Origin of the sequence: Pedobacter gandavensis (assembly GCF_032677645.1) — a bacterium.
GTDB lineage: Bacteria > Bacteroidota > Bacteroidia > Sphingobacteriales > Sphingobacteriaceae > Pedobacter > Pedobacter gandavensis_A.
In genome coordinates this window covers 175,312-195,228 of record NZ_JAVTSB010000002.1, presented here as the reverse complement: position 1 = coordinate 195,228, position 19,917 = coordinate 175,312, and the positions used below count along the sequence as shown (strand labels likewise).

Annotated in this window: 7 protein-coding genes; 6 read left to right on the top strand and 1 reads right to left on the bottom strand. The window is 43.0% G+C overall.

Annotated features, from left to right (window positions below; all coding sequences use genetic code 11):
* Nucleotides 1-169: 169 nt before the first annotated feature.
* The 5 genes from R2Q66_RS04285 (at nucleotide 170) to R2Q66_RS04265 (ending at nucleotide 6,064) form a co-directional block, all read left to right on the top strand.
* Nucleotides 170-1,561 (top strand): undecaprenyl-phosphate glucose phosphotransferase, encoded by a 1,392-nt coding sequence (locus tag R2Q66_RS04285; protein ID WP_316746770.1) that lies wholly within the window; start codon nucleotides 170-172, stop codon nucleotides 1,559-1,561.
* Between the two features lie 23 nt (nucleotides 1,562-1,584).
* Nucleotides 1,585-2,643, top strand: a complete 1,059-nt coding sequence (gene rfbB, locus R2Q66_RS04280) for a dTDP-glucose 4,6-dehydratase (RefSeq protein ID WP_316747040.1) — start codon at nucleotides 1,585-1,587, stop codon at nucleotides 2,641-2,643.
* Entirely contained in the window at nucleotides 2,633-3,496 is an 864-nt protein-coding gene (rfbD, locus tag R2Q66_RS04275; RefSeq protein WP_316746769.1) for a dTDP-4-dehydrorhamnose reductase, read from the top strand. The genes rfbB and rfbD overlap by 11 nt, the downstream gene beginning before the upstream one ends.
* Nucleotides 3,497-3,503: 7 nt before the next feature.
* Nucleotides 3,504-4,364, top strand: a complete 861-nt coding sequence (gene rfbA, locus R2Q66_RS04270) for a glucose-1-phosphate thymidylyltransferase RfbA (RefSeq protein ID WP_316746768.1) — start codon at nucleotides 3,504-3,506, stop codon at nucleotides 4,362-4,364.
* A gap of 926 nt (nucleotides 4,365-5,290) precedes the next feature.
* On the top strand, nucleotides 5,291-6,064 hold the full coding sequence (locus R2Q66_RS04265) for a LuxR C-terminal-related transcriptional regulator (RefSeq protein WP_316746767.1): 774 nt from the start codon (nucleotides 5,291-5,293) through the stop codon (nucleotides 6,062-6,064).
* Between the two features lie 82 nt (nucleotides 6,065-6,146).
* On the opposite strand, the gene R2Q66_RS04260 is transcribed toward R2Q66_RS04265, so the two are convergent.
* Nucleotides 6,147-8,669 carry a hypothetical protein gene (locus R2Q66_RS04260; RefSeq protein WP_316746766.1) on the bottom strand — a complete coding sequence of 841 codons (2,523 nt, stop codon included), beginning with the start codon at nucleotides 8,667-8,669 and terminating at the stop codon, nucleotides 6,147-6,149.
* A gap of 301 nt (nucleotides 8,670-8,970) precedes the next feature.
* On the opposite strand from R2Q66_RS04260, the gene R2Q66_RS04255 reads away from it, so the two are divergent.
* The gene (locus R2Q66_RS04255) at nucleotides 8,971-19,902 is read left to right on the top strand and encodes a putative Ig domain-containing protein (RefSeq protein WP_316746765.1); all 10,932 of its coding nucleotides are present in this window, start codon (nucleotides 8,971-8,973) and stop codon (nucleotides 19,900-19,902) included.
* Nucleotides 19,903-19,917 lie beyond the last annotated feature (15 nt).

Sequence of the window (19,917 nt, the reverse complement as noted above, 5' to 3'; positions counted from 1 at the left end):
CCTATTTGTGGGGAGCTTTTTATTCTGTAATGGAGTTAATTTTGGTAATTGTTATTGGGTTTTTATTATAGCAGGAATATTTCCTGTTATTTTTCTCAGATAACATGTTTTTTGAGCATTATTTATTGATAATACTTTAATAATTCAACTTTAACTTATCCAAATCCAGATGCAGACTCGTTATTTGTACCTACTTAGATATATTTTGCCTATTACGGATGTCGTAATGCTTAATTTGATCTACATTTTAGCTTATTATCTTACGGAATATTTGGGAAAAACAGTTTCATACGAGTTATGGCAACATTATATGGTTGTTTGTAACCTTGCATGGTTGTTTAACTCGGCAATTTTCGGTCTTTATACCGATTATGGCTCCAGAAGATTGGAAAGAATTTACAGGGGAACCTGGCGCAGCGTCGCCTTACATGCGGTGATTTTCGCCTTGTATCTGCTTTTTTCCAGAGATATCGAATTTTCAAGAACCTTTTTGGTGGTCTTCTATGCCCTGTTAGTGTTCGGGTTTATCCTGAATCGTTTTCTGGGCACGGCCTTCCAGTCCCTACTGGTTCATCGCTTTAATGTCAGTAAGAAAGTAGCCTTGATTGGGGTAAATCCAACGGGACTCCGCCTTGCGCATTATTTCGATCGCCAATACAATATAGATTTCTATGGATACCTGGATGATGGCAGCCGTATTTATGGGGATGAAAACGGTCGCCTCTCCACAAACTTCATTTCTAAAATGGGAAAAGCGGCCTTAAATGGGGTTAAAGACATCTATGTGGCTTTAGAGCCACATAAAATGGCTTTAGTTCAGCCCTTTTTGCAGGAAGCCGATAAACACTGTCTCCGTGTGAAATTTATCCCGGATATGGCCGCAACCATCGCTTCACCTTATACCATTAGTTATGTAGGGGGGGAGTTTCCGGTCATTTCACTACGAAAAGAACCTCTGGAAAGTATCGGAAACCGATTCAAAAAACGGGCTTTCGATGTGATTTTCAGCATTAGCGTGATCGTATTTCTGATGAGCTGGTTATACCCCTTAATTGCCATTCTGATTAAACTGGAAAACAGAGGACCAGTGTTATTTAAACAACTGAGAAGTGGTCGTAATGACGAGCCGTTCTACTGTTATAAGTTTAGAAGCATGAAGGTGAACAACGATAGTGATCAGAAACAGGCCACTAAAGATGACGACCGCATCACCGGAATCGGGAAATTCCTGCGTAAATCCAGTCTCGATGAACTCCCGCAGTTCTTTAATGTATTAATGGGCAATATGAGTGTAGTAGGGCCAAGGCCGCATATGTTGAAACATACAGAGGAGTACCGCGCCATCATTAATCAGTTTATGGTGCGCCATTTTCTGAAACCAGGTATTACCGGATGGGCCCAGGTAAACGGCCTTAGAGGGGAAACCAAGGAAGAAGGATCTATGCAAAAACGTGTTCAGCACGACATCTGGTACCTCGAAAACTGGACGGCTATGCTGGAAGTAAAGATTGTCTTTATGACAGTCATCAATATGATCAAAGGAGAAGATAATGCCTACTAATAGCTTTTAACCTATAAAGAATGATGAAAAAGATTTTAATTACCGGGGGAGCGGGTTTTATTGGCTCTCATGTAGTCAGACAGTTTATTAAAAATTATGCTGATTACCAGATTATTAACCTGGATAAACTAACCTATGCAGGGAATCTGTTGAACCTGACCGATTTAGAAGATGCCCCTAATTACCGTTTCATCAAAGGAGACATCACTGATGCGGCATTTATAAGCGAACTTTTTCAAGCTGAAAAACCTGATGCAGTGATTCATCTGGCGGCAGAATCGCATGTAGATCGCTCCATCAGCAACCCTATGGAATTCGTGATGACCAATGTGATCGGGACCGTAAATTTGTTAAATGCAGCAAAAGAAAGCTGGAAAGGCGATTATGAAAATCACCGTTTTTACCATGTAAGTACAGATGAAGTCTATGGCTCTTTGGGCGAAACAGGGATGTTTACAGAAACCACAGCTTACGATCCACACAGCCCTTATTCAGCTTCAAAAGCGAGTTCTGACCATTTTGTGCGCGCTTACCATGATACTTACGGACTGGATGTGGTGATTTCCAACTGTTCTAATAATTATGGATCTCATCATTTTCCGGAGAAATTAATCCCATTGGCGATCAATAACATCAAGAATAATAAACCCGTTCCGGTATATGGAAAAGGGGAGAATATCCGCGACTGGCTTTGGGTAGAAGACCATGCTTCGGCCATAGACCGGATCTTTCATCAGGCTAAAGCTGGCGATACCTATAATATTGGTGGCCATAATGAATGGAAAAACATAGACCTGATTCATTTATTATGCCGCATTATGGACGAGAAATTAGGCCGTGAAGCCGGAAGTTCTGCCGCATTAATTACCTATGTAACGGATCGCGCAGGGCATGATCTTCGTTATGCAATTGACTCTGGAAAATTACAAACTGAACTGAACTGGACACCTTCGCTACAATTTGAAGAAGGTCTGGCAAAAACCGTAGATTGGTATCTTGAAAATGACGAATGGTTAGAAAATGTAACCTCAGGGAATTATCAGGACTACTATAAACAACAATACGAATATAATGAGCAATAAAGGAAAGGTAATCGTTTTTGGCGGAATCGGCCAGCTTGGACAATGTCTCAGCAAATTAACTACAACGCATAAGCTACAGGATTTTGTTTATCTCGATGAAATCGAAGGCAATATCCTGGATCTGGAAGTACTGAGGGGGGTGTTTACCAGCGAATCGCCTGAGTTTGTGGTCAATTGTGCAGCTTATACTGCCGTAGATAAAGCCGAAGACGAACCTGAACTTTGCGAAAAAATCAACAGTACAGGGGCCGCAAATCTGGCCCTGCTTTGTGTAGAATTTAAGGCGACGCTGATTCATATTTCTACGGATTTTGTCTTTGAAGGGAATATCCCGGCTTTGTTAAAAGAAACAGATCCGGCAGTGCCGATCAATGTTTACGGGAAAACAAAACTCCAGGGGGAGCTGGAAATCGCGCAGCAGCTGGATGCGCATTATATCTTGCGCACCAGCTGGCTGTATTCAGAATTCGCGGGGAATTTTGTAAAAACGATGCTTAAACTAGGTGCAGAACGCGATGAACTGAGCATTATCGTAGATCAGGTAGGAACGCCAACTTATGGTGTAGACCTGGCTGCAGTGATCCTAAACGTAATTGCTTCCGATAATAAAGCTTACGGAACCTACCATTATAGTAATGAAGGATTATGTTCCTGGTACGATTTCGCGAAAGCAATCTTCGAAATCAGTGCAACAGAAGTCAGGGTTTATCCCATTCCTACCAGTGCTTACCCAACCAAAGCCCGCCGTCCAGCCTTCTCGGTGATGGATAAAACTAAAATAAAAACTGCATTTAACCTTGAGATTCCTTATTGGAGAGACAGCCTGGTTAAGTGTATTCACGCCATAAAATAACCAATACATGAAAGGAATTATACTTGCCGGGGGAAGTGGAACACGTCTGCATCCCTTAACCCTGGTGATGAGTAAGCAAATGATGCCGGTTTATGATAAGCCGATGATTTACTATCCATTGTCCACACTGATGCTTGCCGGAATTAACGAAATTCTGATCATCTCTACACCGCATGACCTGCCTAATTTTGAGAAACTACTGGGCGACGGAAGTCAGCTGGGCTGTAAATTCTCTTATGCGGTGCAAGAGCAACCCAATGGTTTGGCTCAGGCCTTTGTGATTGGTGCCGATTTTATCGGAACAGACAAAGTGGCATTGGTTTTAGGAGACAATATCTTTTACGGAGATGGAATGGCTAAACTACTGCAAAGTAGCGCAGATCCTGAAGGTGGGGTCGTTTTCGCTTATCAGGTCTCAGATCCTGAACGTTACGGCGTTGTAGAATTCGATGAAAACAAAAAGGCAGTATCAATTGAAGAGAAACCAGTAAATCCTAAATCTGATTATGCGGTTCCCGGACTGTATTTCTACGACAATTCTGTAGTAGAAATTGCGAAGAACATCAAACCTTCTCCAAGAGGGGAGTATGAGATTACAGACGTAAATAAGGTCTATCTGGAGCAGGGCAAGCTTAAAGTCGGCGTATTAAGCCGTGGAACAGCCTGGTTAGATACCGGCACTTTTGATTCCTTAATGCAGGCTGGTCAGTTTGTACAGGTCATCGAAGAACGCCAGGGACTAAAGATCGGCTGTATTGAAGAAGTCGCTTACCGAATGAACTTTATTGGCAAAGAACAGCTGTCGGCAATTGCTGCCCCTTTAGTGAAAAGTGGCTATGGAGCTTACCTGTTGAAAATGATTAAATAGAGAAATCTCGTGTATTTTATTTAACTATTTTGTCTTCTTATTTTCAGGATAGTTTATAATATTTTTAGTCGTATTTTCTCTAATGACTTTTTTGAAGAAGAATATCTGGTCTTTGTGTGCAGGTTTCCGGATTTCGTGACAGTTTTGTAGCTATTTGACACAATTATAGAGCTTTAAAAACTGTCATTTCCGGTAAGTATCAGATTCCGGGGGTTTTAATCTCCCGAAAATTTCATAAATAAATATAAAAGCATCCTTTTAACTACGTGTAATCCATTTGTCGAATCCAGGTTCAACAAAATCACTAGTTATAGGGATGCTTTTTTTGGGTACTTGGATTAATTTTTGCGGTTCATTGCGCATTAGAAGTTCAAATCCCTTGAGCCTATATATGCTCAGGGCTTGTGAATCACTTGAATTTCTTTTAAATTAAAATAACTCGTTTTTTATGCCGATGCTCATCTTTAGTTTAACCCTTTCCAATCGCTATTGCTCTTCAATCGAAGCAATAATCTTTCATTTGTATCGTTTTTCAATTGTCACTTTGTTGATACCTTCTGAGGAGGCTGCTCGTTATTTGCGCATCCCGGCAGGAAATGATAGTTTTTGATTTGGAAAAAGATGATGCAAATGAAAAAAAGCATGAGTTATATCCTTTTAAATATGAATCTAATCAATCCATAATTATTAATCTAATCCCTATTTACAATGTTAAAAATTTCTCTTAATTCTTTCGCTTCACGAGTCGTCAGCGAAACCAGTACACAACACGAAAACCAATCTTTAGAGGTCTATCTGTTAATGAATAATTGTATCTGGTAGCCGCAAGGGGGTAAGCTAGATTAACCCTCCGCACTACAATTTTACATTTTTAAAAAAGGTAAAAAACGAGCTTTTTTATTTTTTTAATCTATTTAATTAACCTTATGGAATCTAATAACAACGTCATTTACGATACCTGGAACAGGTATAGTGATTTTTATACACGTTCGACTATAGCCCTGCCTGAATTGAACTTAGATCAGTATCTACCCTCATTTCTTAGCTCCGGAAACTTTTACTATGTAGTAGATTTTTGCGATAAAAAAATCAAATATGTAGATCCCGGCATTGCAGCCGTTTTAGGTCTGGACCCAACATCTGCCACAGTAGATGATATCTTAGGCCGCATACATCCGGCGGATGTCAATTATGTGGCTCAGACAGAATCGGCAAGCGTCCGCTTCATGTTGGATCAAATGAATAAAGAAAACATTAAAACTTATTACAAAACCTCTTATTGCCTGAGGTTTAAAATGGCAGACGGCAGTTATGAACTCTTTCATAATGAGTCTGTTTATCTTACTAAAGATGATTCGGGCCGTATTGCTCAGGTATTGCACATTCATACCAATGTGAACCACATTACCTCGGTAAACAATTACATTCCTTCCCTGGTAGATACCATGGGTACGAAGAAAGCCTGGCCGGTCACCCTTAATCCGGAACCGGAAAACCTATCTCTAAACCTGCAGTTTAGCAAAAGAGAAATGGAAATCATTAAGCTGATTGCACTCGGTAATAAAAGTGAAGAGATCGCGGATACGCTGTTTATCTCCCTGCATACTGTGCATTCGCACCGCAAAAACATCATCAGGAAGTCTGGCGTAAAAACCAGCTCTGAACTGATCAGTTTATGCGTAAGAGAAGGGTTGATTTAACCTGTACATTGAAAAGGGTCTGTTCTTGAAGCGCAGGCCCTTTTCTATTGATAATGAACTTTGATAATAAGTCAAATGAAAACTATCCCACCGTGACTAATAAACGATGCGGGATTTTTCTTTCCTCCATAAAACATAGCCTTTCATACTTATACTCATTCACCTTGACCGTATCATGCAAGTCCTGGAAGATCGAAATCATCAGGTCATAGGCCATAATGCAGTTCAGATTGAGTTCGTTTCTTTTGAAAATCTGTAGACTTTCATTGGAATACTCATAAGCTTTTACAAATTCCCCACGCAACCTCAATTGATTGGCCATCATTAACCTAAACATACATTCAGAGTATTCTGTTAGCCTGAATCTAGACTTGTTCTCATGGATTCTTGCTAAAATATGCTCCAGCTGATCTGTTTTCTTTCCCGGATTAACTTTAGAATTGGAGATGCCTAATATGGTCATCATAAAGATGGAAAAAGGAGACCTTCTCGAAAACATTCTGGGATGCAGCTTCGTGATGCGCTGAATGATTTTCAGTGTGCCTTCTTCCGGACCATAGAACTTATTGAGCATCAGCAGCAGCAGGTAAGAAATACCCTGTCTGGTGTCAATGACGGCTCTGTTTTCCGTCATTGGATATTTGAAGTTTTCCAGATCACGGATGAGTGGGTGGGAGGTGTCGGGCCGGTTACTAAGTTTTAAGTAAATCAGCCAGCAAACCTCATAAGGACTGATCGGCCAGCCGGCTAAATCCATTGCTGCGATTTTTGTCAGCCTGATCGCAATATTGTCCTGATCCATGCTCAGTACATCAAAAATGGCCAGAATACTCTCATAAATAGCCCTGTTCTCATCACTGTCGGCAACCTCTGCCAGTACATTGACGGCTTCTTTATAACAGGAATCTACAAAATCAAAATTGATCAGTTGTTTGATCAGGATGTCATGTAGCTTATGTTCTGTCAGCAATTTAAACGTATCCGGACTGTATCTGGAACGGAATCTGATGTTTTCAGCGATAAATAAAATCAGGTAATTGCGCTCAAAATGATTGAGATCCAGATCAAATATATGTGCTAATGCACTGAAATCGCCAATCCTGATGATAAAACGAATCGTCCATTGTAACAGGTGAAAACGTACATTATTACTCTCATAATTACGTTGGATAAATTCAAAGAAAGTCCAGTTGACCTGTAAATGAAACTTTTCCAGTAACTCTATAAATAGAAAATATTCGAAGATATGCGGATAGATAAAACGCACAAATTCCCTTGGCTGGTAATCATCCTGACTTTTTTCCTCCACTAGAATACCTTCGGAAACCAGTTCCATATAGGCATTCTTAAAGGCCGACAACTCCGCAATCAGCAGGTCTTTCGGAACTGCATTTGCTTTCTTGCCATATTCTGTGAGCTGAATTACCTTCTTTAGAAACAAGATCTTCTCCGTGTAATAATTGGATTTATAGATCTTTTCCTGAATGAATCTCGAAATCAATTCATGGAAAGTAATGCTGCTGGAATAATTGAAATAAGGATCTTCTTCTTTCAGCTGATAATACAGCTGTATATATAAAGGGAACTTTAATTGTGTTTTAAGCTTCGGATTTAAGTCATGGACATCCGATTTATTGATTTTATGAATGATCCGGTCTATTTCCTGACCCGTTAGGGGAGGGACATTAGACACTTCATTGTGGTTGAAATAATTCCCTGAAAACCATTTAGACCTTAAAAAAGCCGAATGTCTGATACAATCATAAAACCTCATCCAGGTGGTAGAGCGCATACTCATCACCAACTTTATAGCATCATTGTGTTCAATGGCACAGATAAAGCTAATGATGTTTTCAAACATCTGTTTTTTTAGATCCCGTTTCACCATCACTTCAGAAAAACCATCGATCACCACCACGAATTTTTTGCCGGTAGCTTTATAGTTTTCACTGATATGCTCCAGCAGGCTCTCCTGATGGGGGATGCCCAGTTGTATTTTCAGACGGTCTTCAAAACTAAGGTGGTGTTGATCCGGGTTGAAAATAGTACTGGCCGTAATGAACAAGGCTGTTGAGTCTGAATGGGAAGCCGTTTCCGCCTGAAAAAACTGTTCTATTAAATGGCTTAACAGGATCGTTCTGCCATAACCTGGCTGGGAAATAAAACAAGTAAAACTATGATCGCTTTTAAAGAAGTCTTCAAAATCATGTTCAGCAAACTTTCTGCTGATCGTCATTTCATAGGGAATACCAGATCTGTTCCTGATGCCTTTTAGTGTGAAGTTTGTTATTTTTTTCGCATTCGAACGGATGTCAGACCAGGTCTGTACAGGAGCCTGAGCGTTGGCAGGTAGGGCATTAGTCCAGCTTTTTGGATCTTCCTTGTTTACATATTCCGCAAGGGTAGTCAGTGTAAATTTGGAAAAATTATGCTTAACAACAGCAAAACCAAACAAGCGTTTGATGGTCGTCTCGCTGACGTTTTTATTGAGTGTTTTGCTGATTTCAATGGAGATCCTTTTACAATCAGCAGGAGTGATGGTCCGAATTCCCGTTTTCACCAGAATAAGACTCTTCACTTCATTTAGGGTAAATATATCCTCCATAAGTAGGCTGAGTGGCGTTAATTGCTTAAACTAAACGAATATAATGCTTTCAACACAATAATGAACAGGGGTAAATCAAGTAAAAAACGAACATAATACGTGTGTTCAGTATAAATACCTGCTGATTAGGTTTTTATACGGGTTTTTACGCAAAACGGAAAATTGGCTCACAGCAAAATGAACAGAATGAACAGGAAATTCATTCCAATTTGCTTAAATGAACAATTCGAACAAGCCTTAGGAACGCAGGTATGACTAAAATTGCACTAAAGTATAATTAAATAGTTCCAATTCCGCTCCTATGAAATCTACATCTACCCTCCCGGGCATGCTTAGAAACTTAAAGGTAATAATTTTTATTCTTATAAGTTGTGTCTTATTAACGTTAAATAATTTTAAATCGTATGCACAGACGAAAAATTATGCAACAGTACCGCCCTCTAGCGGAGTAACGAAAGCTGCGATTGGGCTGTTTCCGTCTGCACCTACACCTAATCCTGATGGAGGTTCGGTGGTTAATGAAGGAAATGCGGCAATAGGCGATCTGACTTTTGCAACATTAAAGGCTAACTTTTCTGCGACCCTGGTTCTGGGTTCAGTTGGAGAAGCATGGTTGCAACTCAAGTTTCCACAACCCCTCAGTCCCGGACAAACTACGTTTATCCGTTTTGATCCAATCGTAAAGGCTGGGTTGAACCTGGATTTATTAGGTCTTGTAAGTGATCTGACAGGTTTACTGAAGACTGATATCGTCAAGCTGGATGCTTATTCAGGGGCGGCAGCGGGTAGTGTCGGAACTAAAGTGCCTGACGCTAATGTAACGGCCGCGATTGTTCAGGATGGCCAGGGCAATAATTATTTTGCAGTTACCTCAACAGATGCCTATAATTCTGTCCGTATCAGGCTAAGTTTCGTACCAAAGCTTCTGGCTATTACTGATGGATCAGTAAGTATGAACGTTTATAATGCTTTTACAATGGGATCAGCAAGTTGCGGAACTTCTGCTTTTGCCAGTGTAGGGGAGAGCACAGGCGTTAATGTAAGTCTATCGACTTTGGTAAAAAATCCTACATTTTCAGTAGATCAGCAATTAAGTACGGCAACTCAATTACAAACGGGTTTAGTCGGACTTGGAAATACAACTTCACAAATTGTTTTCTTCAATCAATTGTCAACGGCAAGCGATGTGGCGAAAGTTTCAGTTTCTGTTCCTGCAAGCCTGCTTAACCTCGGCTTGTTTAACAATATAAAATTTCAGGCCTATAATGGGAATACACCAGTAGGTAGCGAGCGGTCCATCAGTTCTCTGATTGGCCTTGATCTGCTCACCTTATTTGCCAATGAAAAAGTAATTCCCGTGTTTTTTACACCGGGTCTTCCATTTGATCGTATTAAAATCAGCATCACCAACTTTCTTAACGTAGGTGGAAACTTGCTGGCTGGTGGTTTAAATGTCCATGAGGTAGAACAAACAGTAGCCAAACCAACCTTTGCGGGAGCAACCAATGGTGCGGCCTTAGCTGCGGTCTGCGGAAATAGTGTCACTTTAAACGTGACCAACCCGGTCAGCGGATTTACGTATAGCTTTTATCGTAGAATTCCGACCAGCACTAAAGGATTTCGTGGCACGAGTGATACAGGAACCTACACCGAAACAGGAGTGCTTCCGGGTGCTTACACGTATTACGTGTCTGCAAAGAAAGCCGGATGTGTTTCTGAATCAGACCTGGACAGTGTAACGGTTAACGTAACTGCGGTTCCGGTTCAACCTACAGTTACCGCAAATGCGATTTGTGCGGGCTCGCCGGGTATTTTTACGGTAACCAACGCAGAAGCAGACGTAGTTTACAACTGGTATACGGCTTCCAGCGGTGGCGCTCCTGTTTTTACAGGTAGTTCATTCACCACTGCTGCTTTAACCGAAAATACAACTTATTACGTGGAAGGTGTTCGCGGTACTTGTTTAAGTGCGAGGAGAACAGCAGCCACCATTACCGTAAGTGCCATTCCGGCAGACGCAGAATTGTCGGTGACCAATGTCATCATCAGTAGCGGACAAACGGCAACACTTACCGCCATTGCACCAACAGCAGGGAGCACCATCAACTGGTACCTGGCTTCATCAGGTGGTACACCAATTGCAACCGGCGCCACCTTCACTACACCTCCATTAACAACCGCAACTACCTATTTCGTAGAAACACTTGGCGCGGGTGGTTGTGTGAGTGTAAATCGCAAGCCGGTAACAGTAACCATCGCGGGCGTAGTTCCTGCATTGAACTGTAAAAGTCCAACCGCACAAACCAACGGAGTGGAAGGCCTGCTTTGCCTTTTATGTGGCGTGAGCAATCCAATCAATGCCATCGATTCAGATCCAGCTACCTTTAGCGAAATTCGTGTCAATGTAGGTGTAGCCGCAGCAGCTTACCAGCGCCTGATTTTTCCGGTAGCAGGAGTAGCTACGGATAGCATCCGTTTCATCTTGGGAACACCAGGTGGATTAGCAGATCTTTCTGTATTGGGAGGAACTGTGGTGAATGTGATGAACGGCAATACCGTGGTCAGTACTTATAACCTGAACTCCGGATTGATCAACCTGCAATTGCTGGACAATAAAACCGCTAAAGTCACTATTCCTGCCGGAGCAATCTATGACAGGGTAGAACTAAGAGTGGGTGGGGTAGTATCCGCATTAACTTCATTGTATGTTTATGCTGCGGAAGTCATCTATCCAAATCCAGTAATCGCGGCTACCGGAAAAGACATCTGTTCAGGAGCAACAGCGAATCTGGTAGCTACACCAGCAGCAGGGATCATCCTGAACTGGTATGCAAATCCAAGCGGAGGAGCAACACTGGCAACGGGTAATACCTATTCGCCAACCGGACTAACAGCTACCACGATTTATTATGTAGAAGTAAGCAGAGGAGGTTGTGCCAATACAGACCGCGTACCGGTTACGGTAAACGTGAACCCTGCGATTGTATTTGCCGCAAGTACCTTAAACAATGCAACCGCATCTTCTCCATATTCAAAACAAATTACTGCGGCTACCGGTGGTACACCAGCCTTCACTTATACGCTGGCTCCCGGACTGGGCAACCTGCCGGCAGGATTAAGCTTGTCGACCACAGGATTGATCAGCGGAACACCAACTGCGAACGCAACAACCGATTATAATTTCTCGGTGATTGCTACAGACAGCAAAGGATGTATTGCAACAACCGCTTTTAACTTAAAACTAACTTCAGCATTAACGCTTCCTGCGGCAACATTGCCTAATGGAACGGTAACGGTGCTTTATCCAAACCAACTCCTTCCTGTAGCCACAGGAGGAACGGGGCCTTATACCTATGTGGCAACCAATACGCCTCCGGGATTAACCTTTAATAATGCGACTCCGGGTATTTCCGGTACACCAACCAAAGCGGGTACTTACCCGATCCTGGTTACGGTAACCGATGCCAATGGAAATACCATCACTCAGAATTATACGATTGTAGTGAAAGACCTGTTGGTATTACCTCCGGCAACTTTGGCTAATGGTACAGTAGGCATCAACTATCCTACACAAAGAATCCCTGAAGCTATAGGCGGAACAGGCCCATATACTTATGCGGCAACTGGCCTTGCTCCAGGACTTAGCTTTAACACCAGTACCCGTGAAGTAACCGGAATCCCAACTACAGCCGGACCATATACGGTAGTCGTTACGGTAACCGATGCTGATGGTAAAACAGCAACCAACAACTATCCAATAACTGTTGGCCCTGCACTGGTACTTCCTCCGGCAACACTTGCGGATGGAAATGTAGGTATACCTTATACGCCTCAGACTATTCCTGCTGCAACTGGCGGAACCGGACCATACACTTATGCCGCAACCAACCTACCTTTAGACCTAACCTTTGATCCACTAACCAGAATTATTAGCGGAACACCTGCACAGTCCGGTTTATACAGCGTTTCTGTAACGGTTACAGATGCTGCCGGAACTACAGCAAGCAATACTTATGCTTTAAGGGTGATCGGTGCTTTGTCATTACCATCAGCAACTTTAGCTGACGGAACAGTAGGCACAGCCTATCCTCCGGTAATCTTACCATCAGTAAGCGGTGGAACTGCACCTTATACTTATACGGCGGCAAATCTGCCAAATGGATTAAACTTCGACCCGGCAACAAACACCTTGTCTGGTACGCCAACAACTGGTGGAACGTTTACCTTCCAGATCACGGCTAAAGATGCAGCCGGCAATTCTACAACTACCGACTTTGTCATTAAAGTAAAAGTAGGGGATCCGGTAGTCGCTTCAACCAGCACTTGTGCCGGTACAACAGCCACATTAACCCCAACCAATATACTAAGCGGCGTTACTTATAGATGGTACGGAGCAACAGGAAACACACCGGTCTTTACTGGTAATTCCTTTACTACACCAGCATTAACAACCAACACTACGTATTATGTAGAAGCGGTTTCTGGTACAGCAGTGAGTAACCGTACTGCGGTAACGATCACCGTGAGCCCGGCACCAGCTTTAGCAGTGGTTACTGCCAATCAAATTATCTCTGCCGGACAAACAGCAACGATACAAGCTACTGCTGATGCAGGAAATACCATCAGCTGGTTCGCCAACTCAACAGGCGGAACAGCCTTACAAACTGGTGGCAGCTTTACTACACCAGCATTAACAGGAAGTACTACTTATTATATTCAAACTCAAAATGCATCAGGTTGTGTTAGTGCAACCAGAGTTCCGGTAACTGTAACTGTAACGCCAATCCCAACCAATGCGAATTGTAATGCGGCAAACAAACAAGAAACCGGCATAGACGGTATTTGTCTGTTGTGTAACGTTAACGATGCGGGAGGTTCTACCGATGCAGATCCGGCTACTTTTACCACCATTCATTTAACGGTAGGTGTAGGTGCAAACGGTTACCAACGTTTAATCTTTGCAAATCCAGGTAACGCTGCAGATAGTATCCGTCTGGATATTGGTGCTTCTGTTGGATTAGCTGATGTAGGTGTATTGGGTAGTGCTGTAGCTAACATTTATAATGGTACTACACTTGTAAAAAGCTACCCTTTAAATTCGTCATTGATCCACCTTTCCCTGTTAAATCCTAACAGAGCGCAATTAACCATCCCTGCAACGGGCGTTTATGACCGCATAGAAATTCGTTTTGGTGCACTGGTTTCGGCCCTGAACAGCCTTGACATTTATGGCGCTACCGTGATTTATCCAAATCCAACAGTAGCCGCTACAGGTCAGACGACTTGTGCTGGTAGTACAACCACTTTAACTGCTACTGCAAATGGTGGTACCGATTTAAAATGGTATGCCACTGCAAACAGCGGAACAGTCTTATTCACAGGCTCAACTTTTACGACCCCGATCTTAAATGCAACCACTACTTATTATATTGAAGTAAGCAGAGGCAACTGTCCAAATCCAACCCGCGTACCGGTTACGGTAACGATTACTCCTGCACCAACAGCGCCGGTATTGGCAACCGTACTTCCGGTATGTTATGGCAGCGCAGCTAGTCTTACGGTGAGCAATGCAGTGGCGGGCTTAAATTACAACTGGTACACTTTAGCTGCCGGAGGTACTCCGGTATTCACGGGTGCAACTTTTGTAACCCCTGGATTAACAGCAAATACAACCTATTATGTAGAAGCAATCAGCCCTGGATGTGGCGGTTCTACACGTACGGCAGTACCGGTGACGGTTAACCCAATCGTGGCCCTACCACAAGTTCAGGCTTCTGCAACTACAGTAAATGCCGGACAAACTGTAATTCTAAACATCAATCCGGTAACAGCTGATGTAACCTATAACTGGTATACTGACGCCAACAGAACTACCCTTGCGTATACTGGTCCAACTTATGTGACCCCACCGCTATCGGTAAACACTACTTATTATGTAGAAGCAAAATCAAACCTGACCGGCTGTCTTTCTGCCAGTCTTGTACAGGTTTCGATTACCGTAAACAATGGAGGTAATCCAAACCCGGTGCCATGTCAGGCTGCAATTTCTGAAACACATGGTGTGATCGGAGTAGCCTTGCTTTCTGATGTATTTAACCCTCAGCTGGCATTCGATAACGATACACAAACAGGTTCATCCCTGGTGATGCCGGTTGGCGCATTAGGTGCCTATGTGTACCAACGCCTTAACTTTGGCAGCGTTTCTACAGTGGGTGATACCGTTAAAGTATTGTTAAATACACCTGGTAGATTACTTTCTCTTGGTTTATTATCAAATATTGAAATCGGAACCCTTAACGGAGCTGCAAGTAACAATGACGCTGTGGCGATCAACAACAACCTGGTTAACCTGGTACTGTTGAGTAACGACAATCAGGCCTTACTTACTTTTGTACCGACCAAAGCTTTCGATCAGGTAGAAATCAGATTGAATGCAGGTCTTGCTGGTGTATTAACCACGGTAAACTTAAACTATGCACAAAGAATCCTGATTGCACCAACATTAGCTGTTGCTAATCCAACCGCATGTGCAGGTCAGCCGGTTACTTTAACGGTTCAAAACCCGGCGGCAGGTATTACTTATAAATGGTATGATGCCACAGGTGCAACGGTTCTTTTCACAGGACCAAGCTATAGCCCAACGGTAAATGCCAATACCATTTTCTATGTATCTGCAAATAGCGCAACCTGCGAAAGTTATAAAACTAAAGTATCAGTAACGGTAACGCCAAAACCTGAAGTACCAACGCTGGTAACGGCTAACGTGGTAACCTGTCCGGGAAGCGATGTAATCCTGGAAGTAAAAGATCCGATCGTAGGCGTAGTCTATAAATGGTACAACAGTGCCGATGTTTATCAGGTAGGTAAGGATGGCGTAACTTTTACCATCCAGAACGTACTGGCTGCTGATTCTTATTCAGTAGAAGCATCCTTAACTTCCTGCGGAGGAATTACCAGTGCAAAAGCAACTGCAACTATCGGTCTTGGTGCTTTAACATTACCAATCATCACACCATCAGCATTAACAGTAGCTTCGGGTACACCTGCAGTATTAACGGCAAGTTCAAGTACAGCAGGCGCAGTGTTTACCTGGTATACGGATGCAGATCTAACAAACCAGGTGTCTACGAATGCGATCTTCCAGACTGGTCCGATTACCAATACTACAGGCGCCAATATCAATAATACTTATTATGTAACGGCTCAGGTTCCTGGCGGATGTGTTTCGGCCGCAGCCAATGTGACCGTAACAATTTTACCGGCAACAATACCGGTAGATGCACCTTGCGAATTTGCTTCGGTTGCTGTAAAATCAGGAGTAGATGGCGTAGCCTTACTAACTGATGTATTTAATAAAGAAAGAGCAGTAGACAACGATGCAAATTCTGCTTCTTCACTGGTGATGCCGGTAGGTGCCCTGGGCGCTTCGGTTTACCAGCAAGTTGGATTTACCAGATTATCGAATGTTGGAGATACGGTTCGTATCCGCATCACTTCACCTGGTAAATTGCTGAATGTTGCTGTGCTATCTGCCATTGAAATCACTACTTTCAATAACCTGGTGAGTAACGGTGACATGATTACCGCGAGCAATCCTTTAATCACCTTAGATCTCTTAAGTAATGACGGAAGTCGTATCCTTTCTTTTGTTCCACAAAAACAATTTGACGGGGTAGAATTGAGGTTGAGATCTGGTCTGGTAGCCGTGTTAAGTTCTGTAGACCTGAACTATGTTCAACGTGTACAGGTAGCACCGAAAGTAGCCAACGCTACAGTCTCCGCTTGTGTGAGTACTGCCGCTATTTTAAGCGTACTTAACCCTGATGCTGCGGCCACTTATAAATGGTATAAAGGAACATCAACAACTCCGGAAACTCAGACAGGTCCAACATTTACTACAGCAGCTAACCTTGCGGTAGGTACTTATGATTACTTTGTAACGGTAACCCGCGACAATTGCGAAAGTGCAAAAACCAAAGTAACAGTAAACATATTGCCAGCACCGGATGCACCGGTAGCAGTAGCAGGAAACCCGACAACCATTTGTCCGGCTTCACCAGCAACTACCCTGGCCGTAACTGCAGTAGCAGGAGTAACTTACAACTGGTATGACGCTTTAACCGGTGGTACATTATTAGCTGCAAATACAGCTTCTTATACAACTTCGGCAAACCTTAGTGTTGGCGATCATGATTTCTTCGTAGAAGCGGTAAATGCAAATTCATGTACCAGCACTGCGGCAAGAACAAAAATCACCATCAAAGTAAATCCTGGAGCAACAGCTGCCGATATCACGGTAACAGGTGTAGATAAAGGTTTCTGTAATGGTAGCATCGCTACCCTGACTGCAAGCTCTATCACAGTAGATAACCCGATATTTAAATGGTACACAGACCCTAATTTGGGTGGCGCTCCAATATTTACCGGACCAGAGTATAAACCAACAGTTACGGTAAGTACCACTTACTATGTCACCGTAACCGGAACAAACAAATGTGAAAACAATGCAGCAAATGCGAAAACGGTAATCATTACCGTGAATCCACCTGCAACTTCAACGGATATTAACGTAAACGGTGCAGCTACAGCATTCTGCGCAGGAGCAAAAGCAACCTTAAGAGCAACCAGCCCTAGTGTAGTGAATCCGGTATTTAGCTGGTACACGAATGCGAATTTAACTGGTGTTCCAGAATTTGTAGGCCCTGTATTTGAGCCGGTAGTTACCGTAAGCACTACGTATTATGTGAGTGTGAGCGGCGACAATAAATGTCCAAACCTTCCCGGAACTGGAAAAGAAGTGGCCATTACCGTAAATACGCCAGCTACTGATGCTGATCTTGCGGTAACCGGTAATGGTGCTCCTTTCTGTGCAGGTGCTAAAGCAACATTAACAGCAAGCAGTACTACCGTAGATAACCCTAAATTTATCTGGTATAGCGACAAAGACTTAACTAAAGAAGTATTCAGAGGTAATGTTTATGAAACTATAGTAACGGTAAATACCACCTTCTATGTAACCGTTAGCGGAGATAATAAATGTCCTAACAATATCGGTAATGCAGAAGTTGTTGCACTGATCGTAAACACGCCTGGTACAGCAGCTGATATTACAATCACCGGTATCAATAGCAATTACTGTAAAGGATCAGCTGCGAAGCTTACTGCAAGCAGTCCTAATGTAGTTAACCCGGTATTTACCTGGTATAACGATGCCAACCTGACGGATGTAGCTTTCAGCGGTCCGGTGTTTGAACCTGTATTGAGTGCCAGTACTACTTATTATGTAACGGTACGTGGAACAAACAGATGTGAAAACACCATCGCTTCAGGTGCTAAAACAGTAACCATCGAAGTGAACCCAACAGGCGTATCCGGCGACATTAGTGTAGCTGGTAACACTGCACCGTTCTGTATCGGTACCAAAGCCTTATTAACCGCTACGGCTGATAAAGTAACCAGTCCGGTATTTACCTGGTATAGTGATGCTGCCTTAAAAGTTCCTGTGGCAAACGGTCCGGTATTCGAACCAACAGTTACAGTAACGACTACCTTCTATGTAACCGTATCCGGTTCAAACAGATGTGAGAATGTAGCTGGCGATGCCAAAATTGTAACCCTGATTGTGAATCCACCGGCAACGGCTTCAGACCTGATCTTATCAGGCGGAGGAACTACGGTTTGTGAGGGTACTTCTGTAAAATTAACTGCAGCAAGTACTAGCGTAACCAATCCGGTATTTACCTGGTACACGGACGAAGCATTAACAAATGCCGTGTTTACAGGACCAATACTTGAAAAAGTATTCACTGCAACCACCACTTATTATGTGACGGTTAAAGGGGCCAACAAATGTGAAAATCTACCTGGTACCGCGAAAGTGATTACCGTAACCGTGAATCCATTACCGGAAGTACCGGTGATTGTGAACGGAGCTGGTGCTGGTATCTGTGCAGGTGATGGCGTTACTTTAAGTGTACAAACCCCAAGAACAGGAACTACCTACCAATGGTACGACGCTGCAACAGGAGGTACCTTATTAGGTAGCGGATCAACTTTACAAACAGGGGTATTAAACCTGACTAAAGATTATTACCTGTTAGCAACCAATACTTCCGGATGTGGTATCGCAAGCGGAAGAGTTAAAGTAACCGTAATTGTGAATGTGAAACCAGCAGTACCGTCGGTAGCCTCAGCAGCAGTAAGTACCTGCTCAGGATCTACAACAGTGCTGACGATTACTAACCCGGTAACCGGAATCACTTACAACTGGTACAGTAACCCAACTGGTGGATCTCCACTGGGAACCGGTGTTAACTTTACAACGGCGGTAATTAACACAACCACCACCTTCTATGCAGAAGCAGCAACAGCTACTTGTACGAGCACAAGCCGTACCGCAGTAGTGGTTACGCCATCAGCATTACCAACGCCACCAACATCGGTGTCAGGTGCAGTAGATCCATTATGTAGCAGCAACACTGCGGTATTAAGGGTCAACAATCCTGATCCGGCATTAACTTACCGTTGGTACAGTGTAGAAACAAATGGTACGCATTTAGCAGAAGGAACAACCTTTACTACGCCTGCATTAACGGCCACTACTACTTATTATGTAGGCAGTGTAAACACCCTTACGGGATGTCTGAGCAGTACCCGCAGCGCAGTAACGATTACCATTCTTCCAAAACTTGCCGCACCATCAGTTTCCGTACAATCGGCTACCGCATCAACTGTCACCTTCAGCTGGCCTGCAATAACAGGCGCCAGAGGATACGAAGTATCAGTAGACGGTGGTAGCAACTGGACAACACCAAGCTCAGGAATAACCGGAACTACGCATGTGATTAACGGCTTAAAACCAAATCAGGGTGTAACCATCCAGGTGAGGGCAACCGGTCAGTTGGCTTGTCAGATGAGTGATGCCACAACCATCAATTCAAATGCAGACAACCCTGCCGGTAATCAGATCTTCATACCAAATACATTCACACCAAATAATGATGGTAAAAACGATGTATTGTATGTGTACGGAAACACCATCTCGAAAATGAGATTCCGACTGTATAACCAATGGGGTCAGTTCCTTTTCGAGTCTACTAACGTTCAGAATGGATGGGATGGAACTTACAAAGGGCAGGTACAGCCTAATGGGGTCTATGTCTACCAATTCGAAGCCGAGTTGAACGACGGTACTAAAACAACTAAAAAAGGAACAATAACCCTATTGAGATAATTAAAAACACATTTC